The following is a 17,438-nucleotide window of genomic DNA, read 5'->3' as shown; positions in this document are numbered from 1 at the left end:
GCTTGCTTCGCGTCATGAGCGGCACGTTAAGCCGTGTCTCCGGCCCGCCGGAGGGCAAGGCTCCATCCATATCAGGAAAAGGCCGGAGCGGAGAAGGACCTGGGGGCCAGGCCGTTCTCTCTCCGTCATGGCCGGGCGTGTCCCGGCCATCCGCCCCCTGCCGTCGAAGCGCGGATGGCCGGGACACGCCCGGCCATGACGATGGGGCGAGGACCCTGCTCTGCCAACCTCCGCCGAGACAGGGACGACCATGTGCCATGCCCTGTTGCCTTGGCGCCCAGGGCTTCATTCTGCCTGCTGCTGGTGGTGCGCCCGCTGCCCGGACGCAGGTGTCTGGCCACGGTCCGCCGCCGCGCCCTTCTGCGCCGGCAGCGACACCCGGGCGCCATCGCGTAGCCGGTCGGTGCCGTCGGTCACCACCCGCTCGCCGGGCTTCAGTCCCGACAGCACGGCTTCATACCCCTCATCGACCGGCCCTACCTTGATCGGCCGTACCGAGACGGTGTTGTCCGGATTGATCACATAAACGAACGTCCCGGGCTCGCCGCGCTGCACCGCCGGGACCGGCACGCGCACCGTGTTGTGCATCGTGTCCACCAGCAGCCGCGCGTTGACGAACTGGTTCGGATACAGCATGTCGTCCGGGTTGGCGAAGATGGCCCGCAGCTTCAGCGTGCCCGTCGTGGTGTCGATCACGTTGTCCAGCGTGGCGAGCTGTCCGGTCGACAGATGGCGCGTGTTGCTGCGGTCATACGCATCGACGCTCAGCGTGGCGCCGGCGCGCACGCGCTGGATGATGTCCGGCAGGTTGTCCTCGGGCACGGTGAAGAGCACCGAGATCGGCTGCATCTGCGTGATCACCACCAGCCCGGTCGTGCTCGACGTCTGCACGTAATTGCCCAGGTCAACCAACCGCAGCCCGACCACGCCGTCGATGGGCGAGGTGATGTGGCAGTACACCAGGTTCACCTTCGCGTTGTCCACCGTTCCCTGGTCGGTCTGCACCGTGCCGGTATACTGCTGGACCAGGAACTTCTGGTCCTCCAGCTGCTGCTGGGAGATGAAGTCACGCTTCCCGAGCGCCTCGTAGCGCTTCAGGTCCGACTGCGCCTGCGCGAGAAGCCCCTGGTCATGCGCCAGCGTTCCCTGCGCCTGCTCCAGCGCCGCCTGGTACGGCCGTGGATCGATCTGCGCCAGGAAGTCGCCCTTGTGGACAACCTGGCCTTCCTTGAACCCGATTTGCTGCAACTGCCCGTTGATCTGGGTCTGCACCGTCACGGTATCCAGCGAGGTCACTGTCCCAAGCTCGTTCAGGATGACACGCACGTCGCCGGTATCGACCGTGGCAAAGCCGACCGGCTGCGGCATGCCGACGGGGCGGTGGGGTGCGGGCGCGGTATGACTGGCCGACCCGGTCTTCGGGTGCGCCCACAGGAACCAGCCGCCACCCGCAAGTCCGGCGACGGCCAGAGCAGTCAGGATCCAGTACGCGGTACGCGGCCGACGCGTAACCGGCGTGGCCCGCGTCTGGGTATCGGGTGCGGTCCGGACTTTCGTGTCGTCAACGCGTTCATCCATGCGGGGCCTGATCCTCTGTCCGATGCCGTCCACGAGGGACCATCCGGATAAAGCACCGCCGATGGCGCGAACAAGCTTGACCGTGTCGTTGTTACGCTAAATTCGGCTTCGTTACACGCAGAGATGTGAAGCCTCGCCGTCAGGTTCCTGAAATTTCACATAGTCCGCGCGTCCATGTGCCCGCATGGCGTAGCCACGGGAGAGGCCCACGGAGTTAGCCAGCCGGCGCGCCGGCACCGCGATGGCGGAAAATGGGCGAGAAGTCCGTTGCCCCTCCGTCATGGCCGGGCGTGTCCCGGCCATCCACCCCCCCGCCGCCTGTGCGCAGATGGCCGGGACACGCCCGGCCACGACGATAGAGAGACGAGGACGCCTGCTGGTCCGCATTTTCATGGTAGCCCCGCGCACCGAGGCCCCGCGGCCATCACGCATTGACGCTGCTTGCGGACGTCGCCGCCGTGCCGCCTGTGGCCGCCGTATAGGCGGACAGGACGAACTGTTGCCAGAAGCCGCTGTGATGGCCGGCCACCGTGCCCGATCCGCCAATATTTCCGCTCGCGTCCGCCGCAACCGTTCCGCTGTTGCCGATGTCGTTGTCCCACGGCGACCCGCCTGGAGGCGGCCCGGGCGGCGGGGCTTGTGTCCCGGATGTCGTGCTGCCGGACGACAGGCTGGCCGTGCCCATGTCCGTCGCGAACTGCTGCAGGTCCTGCAGCAGCTGGCTGGCGGGATCGATCGTGCTGCTGGTTCCGGTGTTGCTGGCCGACGACGTGCTGCCGGTGCTGCTGCTGCCCGAGGTGGCGGTGCTGCTGCCGGAAGACGCGGTCGTGCCGGCGAACGAGGCGAACAGCGACTCCAGGTCGCCGAAGATCTTCGACAGATCGCTGCCGGCGGTCGTCGAGGCGGTCGTCGTGCCGGTGGACGTGACGTCGCTGCTCTGCCCGCTGGCCTGCGTGGTCCCGCTGCTGCCACCGGCGAGCCCCAGCAGCGCCAGCCCCATCTGATCGGACAGCCTCGCTCCGAAGCCGCCACCGACGGCGCCGGCCGCACCCGATGAGTCACCATCCGTATCGGTCGAACCCGTCCCACCGTTCTGGCTGGCATTCGACGCGGACTGCGTGGGATGCGTAAAATACTGCACCCACGGCATGTTTTGTCCGGAAATTGAACTTAACACCTGCTGGTCTCCTCTGCGAGAAATTGAGCGTAGCTCGTGAAGCATGACCTGTGCCAACCGTAAGCTTTTGTTATTCAATCATTTATCAAGGTGCAGGCGGCATTTCTTGCCGTTGTTCGGGCTCCGGGCGGCAGAAACAGCCGTCGGCAAGGGCCCGGATCATCCGGCTGACGGGAACAAACCGATACGAGGCACGTTGATATACGACACGGCTGGTGCCTTGCAGCGCCAGAGGCGCCCCGCGGCGGCTCTGTTGCCAGCCCACGACCCTGCCAGTAACGTCCGCCGCACGCAGCAAGAGGTAATATTTGCATGGAAATGACAGGAGAGCGGCGGATACCCGCGCCTCGGCAAACCGTGTGGGCAGCGCTCAACAACCCGGATATCCTGAAGGCCAGCATCCCCGGCTGCCAGAGCCTGGAAAAGCTGAACGACGAGGAGATGAAAGCCACCGCGGCCGTCAAGGTCGGGCCGATCTCCGCCCGCTTCAACGGCACCGTGCACCTGACGGACATCGACCCGCCGAACGGCTACCGCATCAACGGCGAGGGACAGGGCGGCGCCACCGGCTTCGCCAAGGGCGGCGCCACGGTCGGCCTGACCGATGACGGCGCCGACACGGTGCTGAACTACGCCGTCAGCGCCCAGGTCGGCGGCAAGCTGGCGCAGCTCGGCGGGCGGCTGATCGACGCCACGGCCAAGCAGATGGCGGACCAGTTCTTCGAGCGCTTCAGCAAACAGGTGGAGGCGCTGTCGCCCGCCGCGGCTCAGCCCGTGCCGGCGGAGGCTGAGGCGGCTCCCGCCGTTGGCGGTGCGCCGCACTCCTTGCCCGAGACCGTGGCCGCCGTGGAAGCCGCCGCGTCGCAGGCTGCCGCGGCCGAGGCCGCCTCGCCCGAGGCTGCCCTCGCGCATGGCGGGGGCGTGCAGGCCGCCGCCGCCGCCAGCATGGCCGAGCCGGTGGCGGTCGCCAAGGCTGCCGCAACCTCCCCGGCCGCCATTTCGATCTGGTCGCTGCTGCCGCAGGAGCCGTTCGGCCTGCCGCTGGTGGCCTGGGTCGGACTGGGCGTCTATGCCTTGATCTTGCTGCTGGCGCTGGGAAGCATGCTCTAGTGCCGGGATTGCCCAGAACCGTCGCCGACACCGCCAGGATCCTGGCGGAGCACGGCTACATCGCCGACATGGAACTGGCGACGACGGTGCACCTGGCGCTGTCGATGCAGCGCCCGCTGTTCCTGGAAGGCGAGCCCGGTACCGGCAAGACCGAGATCGCCAAGGTGCTCGCCGCCGGGCTGAACCGCCGCCTGGTGCGGCTGCAATGTTATGATGGCATGGACCTGTCGGCCGCCGCCTATGAATGGGACCATGCCCGCCAGCTGATGGCGATCCGCCTGGCCGAGGCGGCCGGCCAGACCGACCGCGGCGAGATCAGCCGCGACATCTATGCCCGCGAGTTCCTGCAATCGCGCCCGCTGCTCTCCGCCATCGATCCCGACCTGCCGCCGGCCGTGCTGCTGATCGACGAGCTCGACCGGGCCGACGAGCCGTTCGAGGCGTTCCTGCTGGAACTGCTCGCCGATTTCCAGATCAGCGTGCCGGAATACGGCACGGTGCGGGCGAAGGTCCGCCCGGTCGTCGTGCTGACCTCCAACCGCACGCGGGAGGTGCATGACGCGATCCGCCGCCGCTGCCTGTATCACTGGGTCGATTATCCCAACGCCACACGCGAGCGGGCGATCCTGGCCACCAAGGCGCCGGGCGTGCCGGAGCAGCTCGCGGCCCAGGTGGTGGACTTCGTGCAGCGGCTGCGGCGCGAGGAACTGTTCAAGCTGCCCGGGGTCGCGGAAACAATCGACTGGGCGCAGGCACTGACCTACCTCAACAAGACCGAGCTGACCGCCGGCGACGTGGATGAGACGCTGGGCGTGCTGCTGAAATACCAGGACGACATCGCCAAGGTCCGCGGCGCTGAGGCGGCACGGCTGGTGACCGAGGTTGCCGCGGCAGGCTGAACGGGCGTGAGCGGCGCGGTTGCCTGGCAACAAATGGCTTCGGCTGCGCACCCGTTCGTGCGATCGCCACCGGTGCATGCTGCGGAACCTGACGTTACACGTTATAATAGGTACCGAGAACCCTTGCATCAGCGTGAGGCGACGGGCCAAAGTTGCACGGGTTTCGGAGATCTGGCGTATGCGGCGCAGCCATGCGAGGGGATGACGTCTCGGCAGCCTGGTCAGGACGCCGTTCCTGCCAGACCTGCGGCATCCGCGCCCTGGCACTGTTCGCCGATCTCGCGGAAGACGATTTCAGGCTGATCCATCTGCCGCTCGAGGAAATGCAGGTCGAGCCGGGCACCGCGCTTTACCACGCAGGCGATGCCGGCGCGGCGCTGTTCACCTTGCGGCACGGCCTGGTCAAGCTGGTGCAGTACCTGCCCGACGGCACCCAGCGGATCGTCCGCCTGCTGTGGGCCGGCGCCACCGCGGGCATGGAGGCAACCCTCGGCGTGCCCTACGAGCATGCCGCCATCGCCTTGCAGCCCAGCCTGGTCTGCCGCATTCCCAAACAGGTGGTGGACCGCCTGTCGCATGAAACGCCGCGGCTGCATGGGCAGCTGATGCAACGCTGGCACGATGCCCTGCACCAGGCGGACCGCTGGCTGAGCGAGCTGTCCAGCGGCAAGGCGGTGCAGCGCATGGCGCGCCTGCTGCTGCTGCTGGCGGCATCGGACGGCACGGTGACCCTGTTCTCACGCGAGGAGCTGGGCGCCATCCTCGCCATCACCACCGAACATGCCAGCCGTACCATCGCCGAGCTGAAGAAGCAGCACGCGATCCTGGAACTGGCCGGGAACCGCTTCCGTTGCGACCTCGACCTGCTGGCCTGCATCAGCGCTGCGGAGTGCTGATACCGGCGCGGGGGCGGCGCACCGGCTCCTCCGCGTCATGGCGGCCCTGTGGCGACCATGACGGTTGCGGTGTCCGTGCCACAATCGGCGCGGTTATTCTGGATCAAGCCGTTTGCGGCGGGCTGGCCTGGGCGCCAGGGACCGCCACGACTGCGTCCATCAGCGCAAGCCCGGCCTTGCCGTGGGTGATCAGCAGCAGGCTGCGGCCGGCCAGATTGGCGACCACCGCCTGCAGCAGCGCCTCGGCCGCCGCCGCATCGAGGCCCTCGGTCGGCTCGTCCAGGATCAGCACCGGCGCCGGGCGCAGCAAGGCGCGGGCCACCGACAGCCGCTTCGCCTGGCCGCCTGACAGCGTCAGTCCGGCCTCGCCGATCCAGGTGTCCAGCCCGTCCGGCAGCGCCGCCACCTCCTGGTCGAGTTGCGCCGTGCGCAGCGCCCGCCACAGCGCCGCGTCGTCCGCCTCGCGGTCAGCCAGGCGCAGGGCGTAGCGGATGGTGCCGCTGAACAGCCCGGGCTCCTGCGGCGCGACGGCGAAGCAGCCGCGCCGGGTCTCGCCGTCCAGGTCGCCGGCGGGACAGCCGCCGAGGCTGACGTTGCCGCCATCGGGCGCGACCAGCCCGGTCAGCAGCAGGATCAGCGTGCTCTTGCCGCAGCCGATGGGGCCGGTGATGGCGATGCGCTGGCCTTGTCGGAGGGTAAGGCCGAAGTCACGCAAGGCCGGAGCCGGCGCACCCGGATACGTATAGGTCAGGCCGCTGGCGGCGATGTCGCAGGCTGCCGGGCCGCGGGTCGCGCGCAATGCGGATTGTGCTTCCCCTTCCGCCGCGGGCGACTGGGATCGGGCGTCCCCTTCAAACGCGCGTGGCTTGAATGGTGCCATCCCTTCCTTCGCGGATGACCTGGATCGTGCCGTCCCTCCCGGTGCGGGGGACGCCGCCGCGTCGGCGATTGCGAAGATCCGGCGGGCAGACTCCAGCACACCGCCCAGGCCCTGCAGCGCGCCGGGCAGCGAGGCCACCGCCTCGAACCCGCCCAGGCAGGCCAGTGCCAGCATCACCAGGTCCGCGCCGTCGATGGCGCCGGTCCGCAGCAGCGGCACCGCCAGGACGATGGCGCCCCACAGCGCCAGCGCCGCGCACAGCATCAGCAGCGACTGTGCCAGTGCGCCGGCGCGGCCGTTCTGCACCTGCGCGCGGACCAGGGCGCGGCTGTGCGCGTCGAACGCGGCCAGTTGCGCCGCCTCGGCGCCGAAGGCGAGGCAGTCCGGCATGCCCTGTACCAGGTCCACGGTTGCGGCGTTCAGCAGCGCCTCCTCCGTCACCTGCCGCCGCGCGGCCGGGGCGGACAGCCGCGCCACGGCAAGCGGTCCGAGCAGCCCGGCGAGCAGCAGCAGCGCCGCCTCCAGCCAGGCAAGCGGCGCGGAATAGCGCGACAGCCAGGCCACCAGCACCGCGCCACCAACCAGCGCCACCGCCAGCGGCGAGATCAGGCGCAGGTACACCGTCTCCAGCCGGTCGAGGTCGGTGCGCAGCCGCGCGCCCAGGTCGCCGCTGCGCCAGGCGGCGAGCGCAGGGGGCGACAGCGGCTCGATCCGCTGGAACAGCCACACCCGCAGGCTGGCGATCAGGCGGAAGGTGGCCTCGTGGGTGATCACCCGCTCGGCGTAGCGGCCGAGCGTGCGCAGGATGGCGAACAGACGGATCAGGCTGGCCGGCGTAAAGTAGTTCATGCTGCGCCCGGCGGTGCCGGCAACGCCCATGGCGGTGACGAACCAGCCCGACACCGCCAGCAGCGCGACATTGGCGACAAGCGCCACCAGCGCGGCGAGGCTGCCCAGCGCCAGCCAGCCGGCGGCGGGGCGGCTGAGCGTCAGCAGGCGCAGCATCAGGCGCATGGCGCTGTCGCCTCCTGCATGACCCGGCCGGCCTGCAGGCGCAGGGTCGCGTCGGCATGGCGCACGGCTTCGGGGCGGTGGGCGATGATCAGCACGGTGCGGCCCTCGCCCAGGCGGCGCACGGCCCGGGCCACGAGGTGCTCGGTTTCCGCGTCCAGGCTGGCGGTCGGTTCGTCCAGGATCAGCAGCGGCGCGTCGCGCAGGGCGGCACGGGCCAGGGCGACCAGCCGCGCCTGGCCGCCGGACAGGCCGGCGCCGCGCTCGCCGATGATATGGCCATAGCCCGCGGGCAGCTTCGCGATGAACGCGTCGGCGCCGACAAGCGCGGCGGCGCGGGCCACCGGGGCATCGTCGGCATCCGGGCCGCCCAGGCGGATGTTGGCGGCGATGGTCCCGTGGAACAGATGCGGCCGCTGGGGCACCCAGGCGACGCACCGGCGCCAGGTGGCGGGGTCGATGGTGGCCAGGTCTTCGCCGTCCACCCGGATCGTGCCGGCGGTCGGGGCGACGAAGCGCAGCAGCAGCGCGGCAATGCTGCTCTTGCCGGCGCCGCTCGGGCCGATCAGTGCGGTGACGCGGCCGGGAGGCAGATGGAAGGTGACGTCGGTCAGAGCAACGCGGTTGTCAGGGTAGGTAAGGCTGACATGGTCGAACGCGAGTGACGGTGCGGCGACGGGAGCTGCGTCGCACCCCCTGTCGTCATGGCGGCCGAAGGGCCGCCATCCACGCCTTCTGCTGGTATCAGCACCGCCATGCGTGGATGGCGGCCCTTCGGCCGCCATGACGAGGGGGAGCGAAGATCGCGCCAGCAGTGCGGCGATGCGCTCGGCTGCGGTGACCGCCGCCATGCGGGCGTGGTACTGCGTGCCCAGGCCCCGCAGCGGCTGGAAGAATTCCGGCGCCAGCAGCAGCACGAACAGACCCTCGCCAAAGCCGATCTCGCCCCACAGCAGGCGGAAGCCGACGGCGATCGCCACCAGCGCGACGCCCACCGTGGCGAAGAACTCCAGCGCCAGCGACGACAGGAACGCCACGCGCAGCACCGCCATCGTCGCCTGACGGTATTCGTCGGACACGCGCGCGATGGTCTCGGCCTCGCGCTTGCTGGCGTTGAACAGCTTCAGCGTCGTCAGCAGCTGCAGCGCTTCCAGGAAGTGCGCCGCCAGCCTGGCCAGCCGCGCCCACTGCGCCTGGTTCAGCTTCTCCGCCCCGCGGCCGATCAGCACCATGAACACCGGGATCAGCGGCGCCGCCAGCACCAGGATCAGCGCCGACAGCTTGTCAGCCGCCAGCACCGCGACCGCGACGGTCAGCGGCACCAGCGCCGAGGCGGCGCGGGCCGGCAGGTAGCGGGCGACATAGGCGTCCAGCGCCTCGACGCTGTCGATCAGCGCCACGGTCAGCGCGCCGGTCCGCTCCCCGGCCAGCGCGACGGGTCCGAGCGCCAGCAGGTGCCGCGCCAGTTCGCCGCGCACCGCCAGGCGCACCCGCGCGCCGGCGCCGATGGAAGTGGCCTCGCCAGCCCACAGCAGGACGGCCCGCGCGGCGATGATCGGCAGCAGCAGCCAGAGCCGCGGCATCAGTTGCGGCAGCCCGGCGCCATGCATCACCGCGTCGCGCAGCACCTGCGCGATCAGGAAATACTGTCCGACCATCAGCCCGGCGCCGGCGGCGGAACAGAGCATGGCGAGCGTCAGCCCACCGCGCGCCAGCTTCGTGCGCGTCCGCAGGAAGGTCTTGTCGGGGGTTGCGGCGACGTCCGCCGCTGGGGTGTTCCGCACAGGCGCTACCACGACCGGGCACCGGGCGCGGTCGTTCTCCCTACGGCAGACAGGTTGGGACACCGTTTGGAGAGGGGCGGCCCGCCTCGGCCGTCATGCCGGGCGCAGGCCCGGCATCCCCGCCTCGCGGTGCTGGTATCAGCCAAAGGCGTGGATGCCGGGTCTGCGCCCGGCATGACGATGAAGGCGGGCCGTCGGCTTGTCCCAACCCGCCTGCGATTTGCTGTAGCGCCGATGGGGGCGTTCCGGAGCATGTCTCGTGCGGTCCGTGCTGAGTCAAAAAACTGGAAATTTCTGTGCAATAATGGCTTTGCGCCGCTGCGGCCGGTGGGTCGCAACGGCGCAAACGCTCAGTCCGAGTCGCCGGGGTTGAAGGCCCGCGTCGCCTCATACCACAGCGCGTTGATCAACCCGATCGACAGCGCGGCGGTCAGTCCGAGGATCCAACTGAAATACCACATGGTTCGTCTCCTTCAGTAAGCGGTATGGCTGTTCGCCGCGATCGCCTGCGCCGTGACCTTCCCCCACATGCGGACGTAGCACCACACGGTGTAGGTCAGGACGCATGGCAGGAAGATCACCACCGCCCAGAACATCACCGTCAGCGTCAGGTGGCTCGATGTCGCATCCCACACCGTCAGGCTGGAGTTGGGATCGGTGCTGGACGGCATGATGAACGGGAACATCGACAGCCCCGCCGTGCCGATGATGCCGGTCATGCCCAGGGCGCTGGTGATGAACCCCAGCCCCGGCAGGCGCACCGCGGCCAGCAGCGCCGTCAGCAGCGGCATCGCCAGCCCCAGGGCCGGCACCGCCATCGCCTTCGGGATCTGGTGATAGATCGCCAGCCAGGCGCCGTGCCGCAGCACCACTTCCTTGGCCAGCGGATCCGGCAGCGCGCCGTGCGGCGGGCCCGAGACGATCTGGTAGCCGTCCATGCCGAACGCCACCCACAGCCCGGCCAGCGCGAACAGCAGGGTGATGACCGGCCCCAGCCGCAGAGCCGCGGCCCGGGCGCGTTCCGACAGCGGCCGCTCGGTGCGCAGTTGCAGCCAGGTCGCGCCGTGCAGCGCCAGCATCGCCAGGCTGATCAGGCCGGCCACCAGGGCGAACGGGTTCAGCAGCGGCACCAGGGCGAACAGCAGCGTGCCCTGGTAGTGCGGCCGCAGCATGTCATCCAGGTGGAAGGGCACGCCTTGCAGCAGGTTGCCGAACGCCACGCCGAATATCAGCGCAGGCACCAGGCCGGCGACGAACAGCCCCCAGTCCCAGGCGTTGCGCCAGCGTGGATCCTCGATCTTGGACCGGTAGTCGAAGCCGACCGGGCGGAAGAACAGGGCGAACAGCACCAGCAGCATCGCCATGTAGAAGCCGGAGAACGAGGCGGCATACACGGCCGGCCAAGCGGCGAAGATGGCGCCGCCGGCGGTGATCAGCCACACCTGGTTGCCGTCCCAGTGCGGGCCGACGGTGTTGATGATCACCCGCCGGTCCATGTCATTCTTGCCGAGGAACGGCAGCAGCACGCCGACGCCCATGTCCATGCCGTCGGTGATGGCGAAGCCGATCAGCAGCGTGCCGACCAGCACCCACCAGATGAATTTCAGCGTTTCATAGTCGAGCATCTGTGCGTACTCCGCCTAGTCGGCCAGCGCGGTTGCAGCCGGCGCGGCAACGGGCCTGGACGTTTCACCATGGTAGCGGCCGGTGCCGAGCGACGCCGGGCCCATCTTCGCGAACCGCACCATCAGGAACATCTCGATCACCAGCAGGAAGGTGTAGAAGCCGATGAAGCCGGTCAGGCTGAAGGCCAGGTCCGCGGTGGTCAGGCTGGAGGTCGCCAGGAACGTCGGCAGCACGCCGCCGATGGCCCAGGGCTGGCGCCCGAGTTCAGCGACGAGCCAGCCAGCCTCGCAGGCCAGCCACGGCGCCGGCAGGCAGAGGATCAAGACCCGCAGCAGCCAGCGATGGTTCTGGATGGTGTGCCGGGCGCTGAAGAACAGCGAGGAGCCGATCAGCAGCAGCATCAGGAAGCCGAGCCCGACCATGATGCGAAAGCCCCAGAACAGCGGCGCCACCGGCGGGATCGAGTCATGCACGGCGGCGTCGATCTGCTCGGGCGTGGCATCGACGACGTTGTCGCTATAGCGCTTCAGCAGCAGCCCGTAGCCCAGGTCTGCCTTGTGGGCGTTGAAGGCGTCCTCGGTCGCCTGCAAATGGTCGCCGTGGCGCAGGTGCTGCAGGGCGTCATAGGCGATCATGCCGGAGCGGATGCGCGCCTCATGGTCCTTCATCAGGTCCTTCAGCCCTTCCACCTCGCCGTTGAGCGAGCGGGTGGCGATCAGGCCGAGGACGCCCGGCACGCGTATCGCATCCTCGGTGGTGAGGGTCTTGTCATTGGGGATGCCGAAGATCGTGAACGGGGCCGGGGCCGGGGCCGTGTCGTATTCGGCCTCGATCGCCGCCAGCTTGTCCTTCTGCACGTCGCCCAGCGTGTAGCCGCTTTCGTCCCCCAGCACGATGACCGACAGCGCCGCCGCGAAGCCGAAGCCGGCGGCGATGGCGAAGGAGCGCTTGGCGAACCCCATGTCGCGGCCCTTCAGCATATAGTACGCGCTGATGGCCAGCACGAACATCGACGCCGTCACGTAGCCCGCCGCGACGGTATGCACGAACTTGACCTGCGCCACCGGGTTGAACAGCACGTCGTAGAAACTGTTCATCTCCATGCGCATCGTGGTAGGCGAGAAGCTGGAGCCGACGGGATGCTGCATCCAGCCGTTGGCGACCAGGATCCACAGCGCCGACAGGTTCGAGCCCAGCGCGGTGAAGAACGTCACCACCAGGTGTTGCCGGGCGCTCAATCGCTCCCAGCCCAGGAAGAACAGGCCGATGAAGGTGGATTCCAGGAAGAACGCCATCAGTCCTTCGATGGCGAGCGGCGCGCCGAACACGTCGCCGACGTAGTGGGAATAGTAGGCCCAGTTGGTGCCGAACTCGAACTCCATGGTCAGGCCGGTGGTGACGCCGAGGGCGAAGTTGATGCCGAACAGCTTGCCCCAGAACCGCGTCATGTCGCGGTAGATGGTGTTGCCCGTCATCACGTAGGCGGATTCCATGATCACCAGGATCCAGGAAAGGCCGAGCGTGAGCGGGACGAACAGGAAGTGGTAGAGCGCCGTCGCGGCGAACTGCGTCCGCGACAACGCCACGAAGGTTGGGTCTATCATGCGCCCTCCATCGAGCAGGCCAGCGGCTCGGGTGTCGCCGGCGGAAGTGATAGGTACTTTATTGTAATGGAAGCCTGCCATGACAAATGTCATGCAAGCGGCAGCGGCCGCCGTAGTCCGGGGCACGGCAGCAGAGGCCTTTCCGCCCGTACCGGTCACCGCGGCAGGGTTCGGCCTGCCCGCCGGGCAGGTGGCGGCGGAAGCTCGGCAGGTGGCATTCCTGCGAGGCGCGCTGCAGGGCGCGGAAGACGAACAGCACCTCCTCGTCGCCCGCGGCATCGGCGATCAGCCGGTCATACAGGGAGACATTCTCCAGTTCGGCTGCGACGCCGGCTTCGCAGGCTTCCAGCAGCGTCGCCGGCGCCGGCAGGCCGGCCGCGTAGGGATCGCTGATGACCGGCAGGTTGCGCGCGGCGAGCAGCGACCGCAGGGCATCGATGTGCCGCTGCTCCGAACGGATGATGCCGGAGAACGGCTGCACGGGGCCGAACGTGTCGATCACAACGCGGTAGATCGCGCGTGATTTGTATTCGTCGTCGAGCGCCGCCAACAGGGCCTGATGCAGGGCGGAAGGGGGCATGGCGGGTGCCTCGGACAGGTTGCGGCGGCACTCTGACGTGCGGCGGCGGACGCCCGCCATGATAATTGTTGGTTGGCGGGCGGGGCACAGGGCACGCTCACGGTGAGCGGCATCGGCCAATCGCCGCCGAGTTCGCACAGCCGGTGGCTGTTCTGCTCAGCGCACCAGGTCGGTGCTGGCACATGGCGCCCCAGCCGCTGCTGCAGCGGTGCCGCCGGTTCCACCGATAAACGCCAAGACGCCAAATTCATGGCCATCAGGCCGCCGCGTGCTGCAATCAAGGGCATGACATGCGGCCGCGCGGCGGGACGGCGAATGATCCCCGGTATCTTGGCGTTGAACAGGAACCGCCCAGCCGCTCCTGGCGGTGACAGGTGCGCACCACCGGCGGTCCGTGCGGTCGGTTCTGCCGAGGAAACGCCAAGACGCCAAATTCATGGCCATCAAGCCGCCACGTGCCGCGATCGAGAGCATGACAGGCAGCCGCGCGGCGGGACGGCGAATGGTCCCCCGGTATCTTGGCGTTGAACAGGAACGGTGCAGGGGCACCAGGCGGTGACCGATGCCCCCTGCCGGTGGTCCGTGGGGTGGAGAGCACCGATCAAACGCCAGGACGTCGGGTCAGCCGTTGTTGATCCGCCGCCTGATGCCTTGTTTGATCAGGATAACGTTGAAGTTGATCAGCAATCTAAGCTGAAGCCGCGACAACCTCAGGTAAGTCGCCAACTGCGCCTCGTGGATCGGCAGAAGGCGTTCCACCGCCTTGATCTCGACCACGACCAGTTCGCAGACGACCATGTCCATCCGGAAACCGGCATCAATCCGCCGGCCGCGATAACAGATTGGCAGCACGACCTGCCGCCGAAACGGGATTTCACGCGTCTCCAGCTCATACGCAAGGCATTGCTCATACACCGCTTCGAGCAAGCCTGGCCCCAGCACGCTGTGAACGGCAAAGGCCGCATCGACAATCTGCCGAGCCACCACATCATGCTCGAGGGAAGGTTCCAACATTTGGGCGTTGAACAGGAGCCGCGCAACCGCAGCTCGACGATGCCCGCAAGGTCAGGAAATTTCCAATAAGAAACAAACTCCGCCCCCGAATCCGCGACCTGAACCACCGTACAGCCAGGTTTGCCACGGGCCGCCGCTGGACCACACACGGCGATCTGCGGAACAAAAAACGAACACGCTGCAAAGCAGGTGGGGAGATATCAGCCGAGTACCATCCGGCGCATCCCGGGTTCTCCGCCGCCTGCCGTACCTCAATGCCTGTCGGATCGCATCGCGGGCCTGGCCGATAACCCCCGGCCGCGCACTTTTCCGGGCGTGGTCATCCAGTGCGTTTATGCGCCCAGAACCCGGTTCCAGGGCGCCAGTGGTCCAGGCTGCACGGGAATTGACAGCGATTATCACCGACCTTCCGTCTGTTGTGGCTCGACGGCGATGGCGCCCCTCCAACATCCCCCCACCAGACGCGCAGCTTGCAATCCCGCGCCCAATCCGCCATATCCGCCCCGCCGGCAGCGGGACCCACCCGTCTGCCGGTAATTCACACGCGGGGAGCCTTTCCCGGCCGGCGACGGCCCCGGGTCCGGTGCCCAATCGGCAACCCCCGCGGAGGCAGCAACCGGACGACAGGAAAGACCCGCGATCATGGCGATCCCTGAATTCACCCTCCGCCAGCTTCTCGAAGCCGGCGTCCACTTTGGCCACCACACCCGCCGCTGGAACCCGCGCATGGCGCCGTTCCTGTATGGCACCCGCAACGGCGTGCACATCATCGACCTGCAGCAGTCCGTGCCGATGCTGGACCGTGCCCTGCGCGCCATCCGCGACGTCACCGCTGCCGGCGGCCGCGTGCTGTTCGTCGGCACCAAGCGCGCCGCGGCCGAGCATGTCGCCGACGCCGCCCGGCGCTGCGGCCAGTACTATATTAATCACCGCTGGCTCGGCGGCACGCTGACCAACTGGAAGACCATCACCGGCTCGATCAAGCGCCTGCGCCAGATCGAGGATCTGCTCGGCGGCGACACCCAGGGTCTGACCAAGAAGGAAGTCCTGGACATCACCCGCGACAAGGACAAGCTGGAGCGCGCGCTGGGCGGCATCAAGGACATGGGCGGCCTGCCGGACATCCTGTTCGTGATCGACACCAACAAGGAGAAGCTGGCGGTCGAGGAAGCCAACAAGCTGCACATCCCGGTGGTGGCGGTGCTGGACAGCAACTCCGACCCCTCCGGCGTGACCTTCCCGATCCCGGGCAACGACGACGCGATCCGCGCGATCACGCTGTATTGCGACCTGGTTTCCGGCGCGGTGCTGGACGGCATCTCGGCCGAGATGGCCACCACCGGCATCGATATCGGCGCGCGTGAGGACCTGCCGGTCGAAATTATCGCGGATACGGAAGCCGAGTCCGCCCAGGCCAGCGCCTGAGCCAAGTTTTTTCAGGAGAGCATACACAATGGCCGCGATTACCGCCGCCCTGGTGAAAGACCTGCGCGACAAGACCGGCGCAGGCATGATGGATTGCAAGAAGGCGCTGACCGAGACCGATGGCGACATCGAGTCCGCGGTTGACTGGCTGCGCAAGAAGGGCCTCGCCGCCGCCGCCAAGAAGTCCGGCCGCATCGCCGCCGAGGGCTTGGTCGGCGTCGCCTCCGCCCCGCTGAAGGCCGCGGTGGTCGAGGTCAACGCCGAGACCGACTTCGTCGCCCGCAACGAGACCTTCCAGGAATTCGTCGCGGCGGTGGCGCAGGTCGCCCTGGCCATCGGCGACAGCCTGGACGCGATCAATGCCGCCCCGTATGGCGACACCGGCCGTACGGTGGCCGAGCAGTTGACGCATCTGGTTGCCACCATCGGCGAGAACATGACGATCCGCCGCGCCGCGGTGCTGACCGTGCCGAAGGGCGTCGTCGCCACCTACATGCACCAGGCGCTGAAGCCCGGCCTGGGCAAGATCGGTGTGCTCGCCGCGGTGGAAGCCGACGCTGAGCTGACCGCGCTGGAGACCCTCGGCCGCCAGGTCGGCATGCACGTCGCCGCCGCCCGGCCCGAGGCGCTGGACATCGACGCGGTCGATCCGGCGGCGCTGGAACGCGAGCGCGCGGTGCTGACCGAGCAGGCCCGCGCCTCCGGCAAGCCCGAGGCCATCATCGAGAAGATGGTCGAAGGCCGCATCCGCAAGTACTACGAGGAAGTGGTGCTGCTGGAGCAGATCTGGGTGCATGACGGCGAAAGCCGGGTGCGCACGGTGGCGAAGAAGGCGGGCGTGACCCTGACCGGGTTCGTGCGCTTCGCGCTGGGCGAAGGCATCGAAAAGCCGAAGGATGACTTCGCCGCCGAGGTCGCCGCGACCGCCGGTGTCTGAACACAGGGTATTGGCCGGGTGCCGCTTGTTCGGTGCGGTTCCTGTCATTAATATCCCATCGACAGAATCGTGGTCGCACGGCGGCCACGATTCGCCGCCCATGCTGGCGGCCTGAAATATCCCTTGTATAACGGCGTTCTGACCAGGGCCGTTATCCATGCGCCGCTTCTTATTTGAGGTCCGGGAGAGTCGCTTGACACAGCCGGCTATATACAAGCGTGTTTTGCTGAAACTCTCCGGTGAGGCCCTGATGGGCCGGCGGGAGTTCGGTCTGGATACCGACACGGTCCAGGCCATTGCCCACGACATCAAGGCCGTCGTCGCGATGGGCGTGGAGGTCTGCGTGGTCATCGGTGGCGGCAATATCTTCCGCGGCGTTTCCGGCGCCTCGGCCGGGATGGACCGCGCGCAGGCCGACTACATGGGCATGCTGGCAACCGTCATGAACGCCCTGGCGATGCAGTCAGCCCTGGAAAAGCAGGAGGTCGCGACCCGCGTGCAGTCGGCCATTCCGATGGCCAGCGTCTGCGAGCCCTATATCCGCCGCCGTGCCGAGCGGCACATGGAGAAGGGCCGGGTGGTGATCTTCGCCGCCGGCACCGGCAATCCGTTCTTCACTACCGACACCGCCGCCGCCCTGCGCGCCGCGGAGATGAAGTGCGACGCCCTGCTGAAGGGCACGCAGGTCGATGGCGTGTATTCCGCCGATCCGCGCAAGGTCGTGAATCCCACTCGCTACGATCAACTGACATATCTCGACGTGCTGGCCAACGATCTGGCCGTCATGGACGCCGCGGCGATCAGCCTGGCGCGGGAGAACCACTTGCCGATTGTCGTTTTCAATATTCATGCGCCCGGGGCCTTCGCGCAGGTCATGCGGGGCGAGGGCGCGTTCACCCGGATCATCGAGAACTGAG

At 68.1% G+C, this 17,438-nt stretch carries 15 protein-coding genes; 6 read left to right on the top strand and 9 right to left on the bottom strand.

All coding sequences use genetic code 11. The features are described 5' to 3' along the window. Window positions 1-285: 285 nt before the first annotated feature. Window positions 286-1,578, bottom strand: a complete 1,293-nt coding sequence (locus tag CCS01_RS27850; RefSeq protein ID WP_104522030.1) for an MdtA/MuxA family multidrug efflux RND transporter periplasmic adaptor subunit — start codon at window positions 1,576-1,578, stop codon at window positions 286-288. Window positions 1,579-2,002: 424 nt separating this feature from the next. Then, a complete protein-coding gene (locus CCS01_RS27845; protein ID WP_104522029.1) occupies window positions 2,003-2,728 on the bottom strand; it encodes a hypothetical protein in 726 nt (241 codons plus the stop codon). A 339-nt stretch (window positions 2,729-3,067) separates the two neighbouring features. Here CCS01_RS27845 and CCS01_RS27840 point away from each other — a divergent pair, with 339 nt between their 5' ends. From CCS01_RS27840 to CCS01_RS27830, 3 genes are all read left to right on the top strand, one after another. Continuing rightward, the gene (locus CCS01_RS27840) at window positions 3,068-3,865 is read left to right on the top strand and encodes an SRPBCC family protein (RefSeq protein ID WP_104522028.1); all 798 of its coding nucleotides are present in this window, start codon (window positions 3,068-3,070) and stop codon (window positions 3,863-3,865) included. Continuing rightward, window positions 3,865-4,764, top strand: a complete 900-nt coding sequence (locus tag CCS01_RS27835) for an AAA family ATPase (RefSeq protein WP_456307626.1) — start codon at window positions 3,865-3,867, stop codon at window positions 4,762-4,764. Before CCS01_RS27840 ends, CCS01_RS27835 begins: the two co-directional genes overlap by 1 nt. Before the next feature lie 191 nt (window positions 4,765-4,955). Beyond that, window positions 4,956-5,660, top strand: coding sequence for a Crp/Fnr family transcriptional regulator (locus CCS01_RS27830; protein WP_104522027.1), 705 nt, complete (start codon window positions 4,956-4,958; stop codon window positions 5,658-5,660). A gap of 103 nt (window positions 5,661-5,763) precedes the next feature. Here CCS01_RS27830 and cydC read toward each other — a convergent pair whose 3' ends face one another. The 7 genes from cydC to CCS01_RS27795 all read right to left on the bottom strand — a co-directional run bounded on the left by cydC (window position 5,764) and on the right by CCS01_RS27795 (window position 14,129). Continuing rightward, window positions 5,764-7,554 carry a thiol reductant ABC exporter subunit CydC gene (cydC, locus tag CCS01_RS27825; protein ID WP_104522026.1) on the bottom strand — a complete coding sequence of 597 codons (1,791 nt, stop codon included), beginning with the start codon at window positions 7,552-7,554 and terminating at the stop codon, window positions 5,764-5,766. Beyond that, window positions 7,545-9,335 carry a thiol reductant ABC exporter subunit CydD gene (gene cydD / locus CCS01_RS27820; protein ID WP_239992428.1) on the bottom strand — a complete coding sequence of 597 codons (1,791 nt, stop codon included), beginning with the start codon at window positions 9,333-9,335 and terminating at the stop codon, window positions 7,545-7,547. The genes cydC and cydD overlap by 10 nt, the downstream gene beginning before the upstream one ends. 350 nt (window positions 9,336-9,685) lie before the next feature. After that, complete coding sequence (gene cydX, locus CCS01_RS27815; RefSeq protein ID WP_104522025.1) at window positions 9,686-9,796, bottom strand: cytochrome bd-I oxidase subunit CydX; 111 nt, start codon at window positions 9,794-9,796, stop codon at window positions 9,686-9,688. Between the two features lie 12 nt (window positions 9,797-9,808). After that, the gene (cydB, locus tag CCS01_RS27810; protein ID WP_104522024.1) at window positions 9,809-10,960 is read right to left on the bottom strand and encodes a cytochrome d ubiquinol oxidase subunit II; all 1,152 of its coding nucleotides are present in this window, start codon (window positions 10,958-10,960) and stop codon (window positions 9,809-9,811) included. A gap of 15 nt (window positions 10,961-10,975) precedes the next feature. Next, the gene (locus tag CCS01_RS27805; protein ID WP_104522023.1) at window positions 10,976-12,565 is read right to left on the bottom strand and encodes a cytochrome ubiquinol oxidase subunit I; all 1,590 of its coding nucleotides are present in this window, start codon (window positions 12,563-12,565) and stop codon (window positions 10,976-10,978) included. A 58-nt stretch (window positions 12,566-12,623) separates the two neighbouring features. Then, complete coding sequence (locus CCS01_RS27800; RefSeq protein ID WP_193540174.1) at window positions 12,624-13,145, bottom strand: ferritin-like domain-containing protein; 522 nt, start codon at window positions 13,143-13,145, stop codon at window positions 12,624-12,626. A gap of 621 nt (window positions 13,146-13,766) precedes the next feature. Beyond that, window positions 13,767-14,129: a GxxExxY protein gene (locus tag CCS01_RS27795; RefSeq protein ID WP_239992427.1), complete on the bottom strand. Its 363-nt coding sequence runs from the start codon at window positions 14,127-14,129 to the stop codon at window positions 13,767-13,769. Window positions 14,130-14,801: 672 nt separating this feature from the next. Here CCS01_RS27795 and rpsB point away from each other — a divergent pair. The 3 genes from rpsB to pyrH all read left to right on the top strand — a co-directional run bounded on the left by rpsB (window position 14,802) and on the right by pyrH (window position 17,437). After that, complete coding sequence (gene rpsB / locus CCS01_RS27790) at window positions 14,802-15,584, top strand: 30S ribosomal protein S2 (protein ID WP_104522021.1); 783 nt, start codon at window positions 14,802-14,804, stop codon at window positions 15,582-15,584. Between the two features lie 28 nt (window positions 15,585-15,612). Continuing rightward, window positions 15,613-16,521 (top strand): translation elongation factor Ts, encoded by a 909-nt coding sequence (gene tsf / locus CCS01_RS27785; protein WP_104522020.1) that lies wholly within the window; start codon window positions 15,613-15,615, stop codon window positions 16,519-16,521. Between the two features lie 193 nt (window positions 16,522-16,714). Continuing rightward, entirely contained in the window at window positions 16,715-17,437 is a 723-nt protein-coding gene (gene pyrH, locus CCS01_RS27780; RefSeq protein WP_408887517.1) for a UMP kinase, read from the top strand. The last annotated feature ends 1 nt before the right edge of the window (window position 17,438 follow it).

The sequence above is a fragment of the Rhodopila globiformis genome (genome assembly GCF_002937115.1).
In the GTDB taxonomy this organism is placed as follows: domain Bacteria; phylum Pseudomonadota; class Alphaproteobacteria; order Acetobacterales; family Acetobacteraceae; genus Rhodopila; species Rhodopila globiformis.
This window is presented reverse-complemented; position numbering and strand designations above follow the sequence as displayed.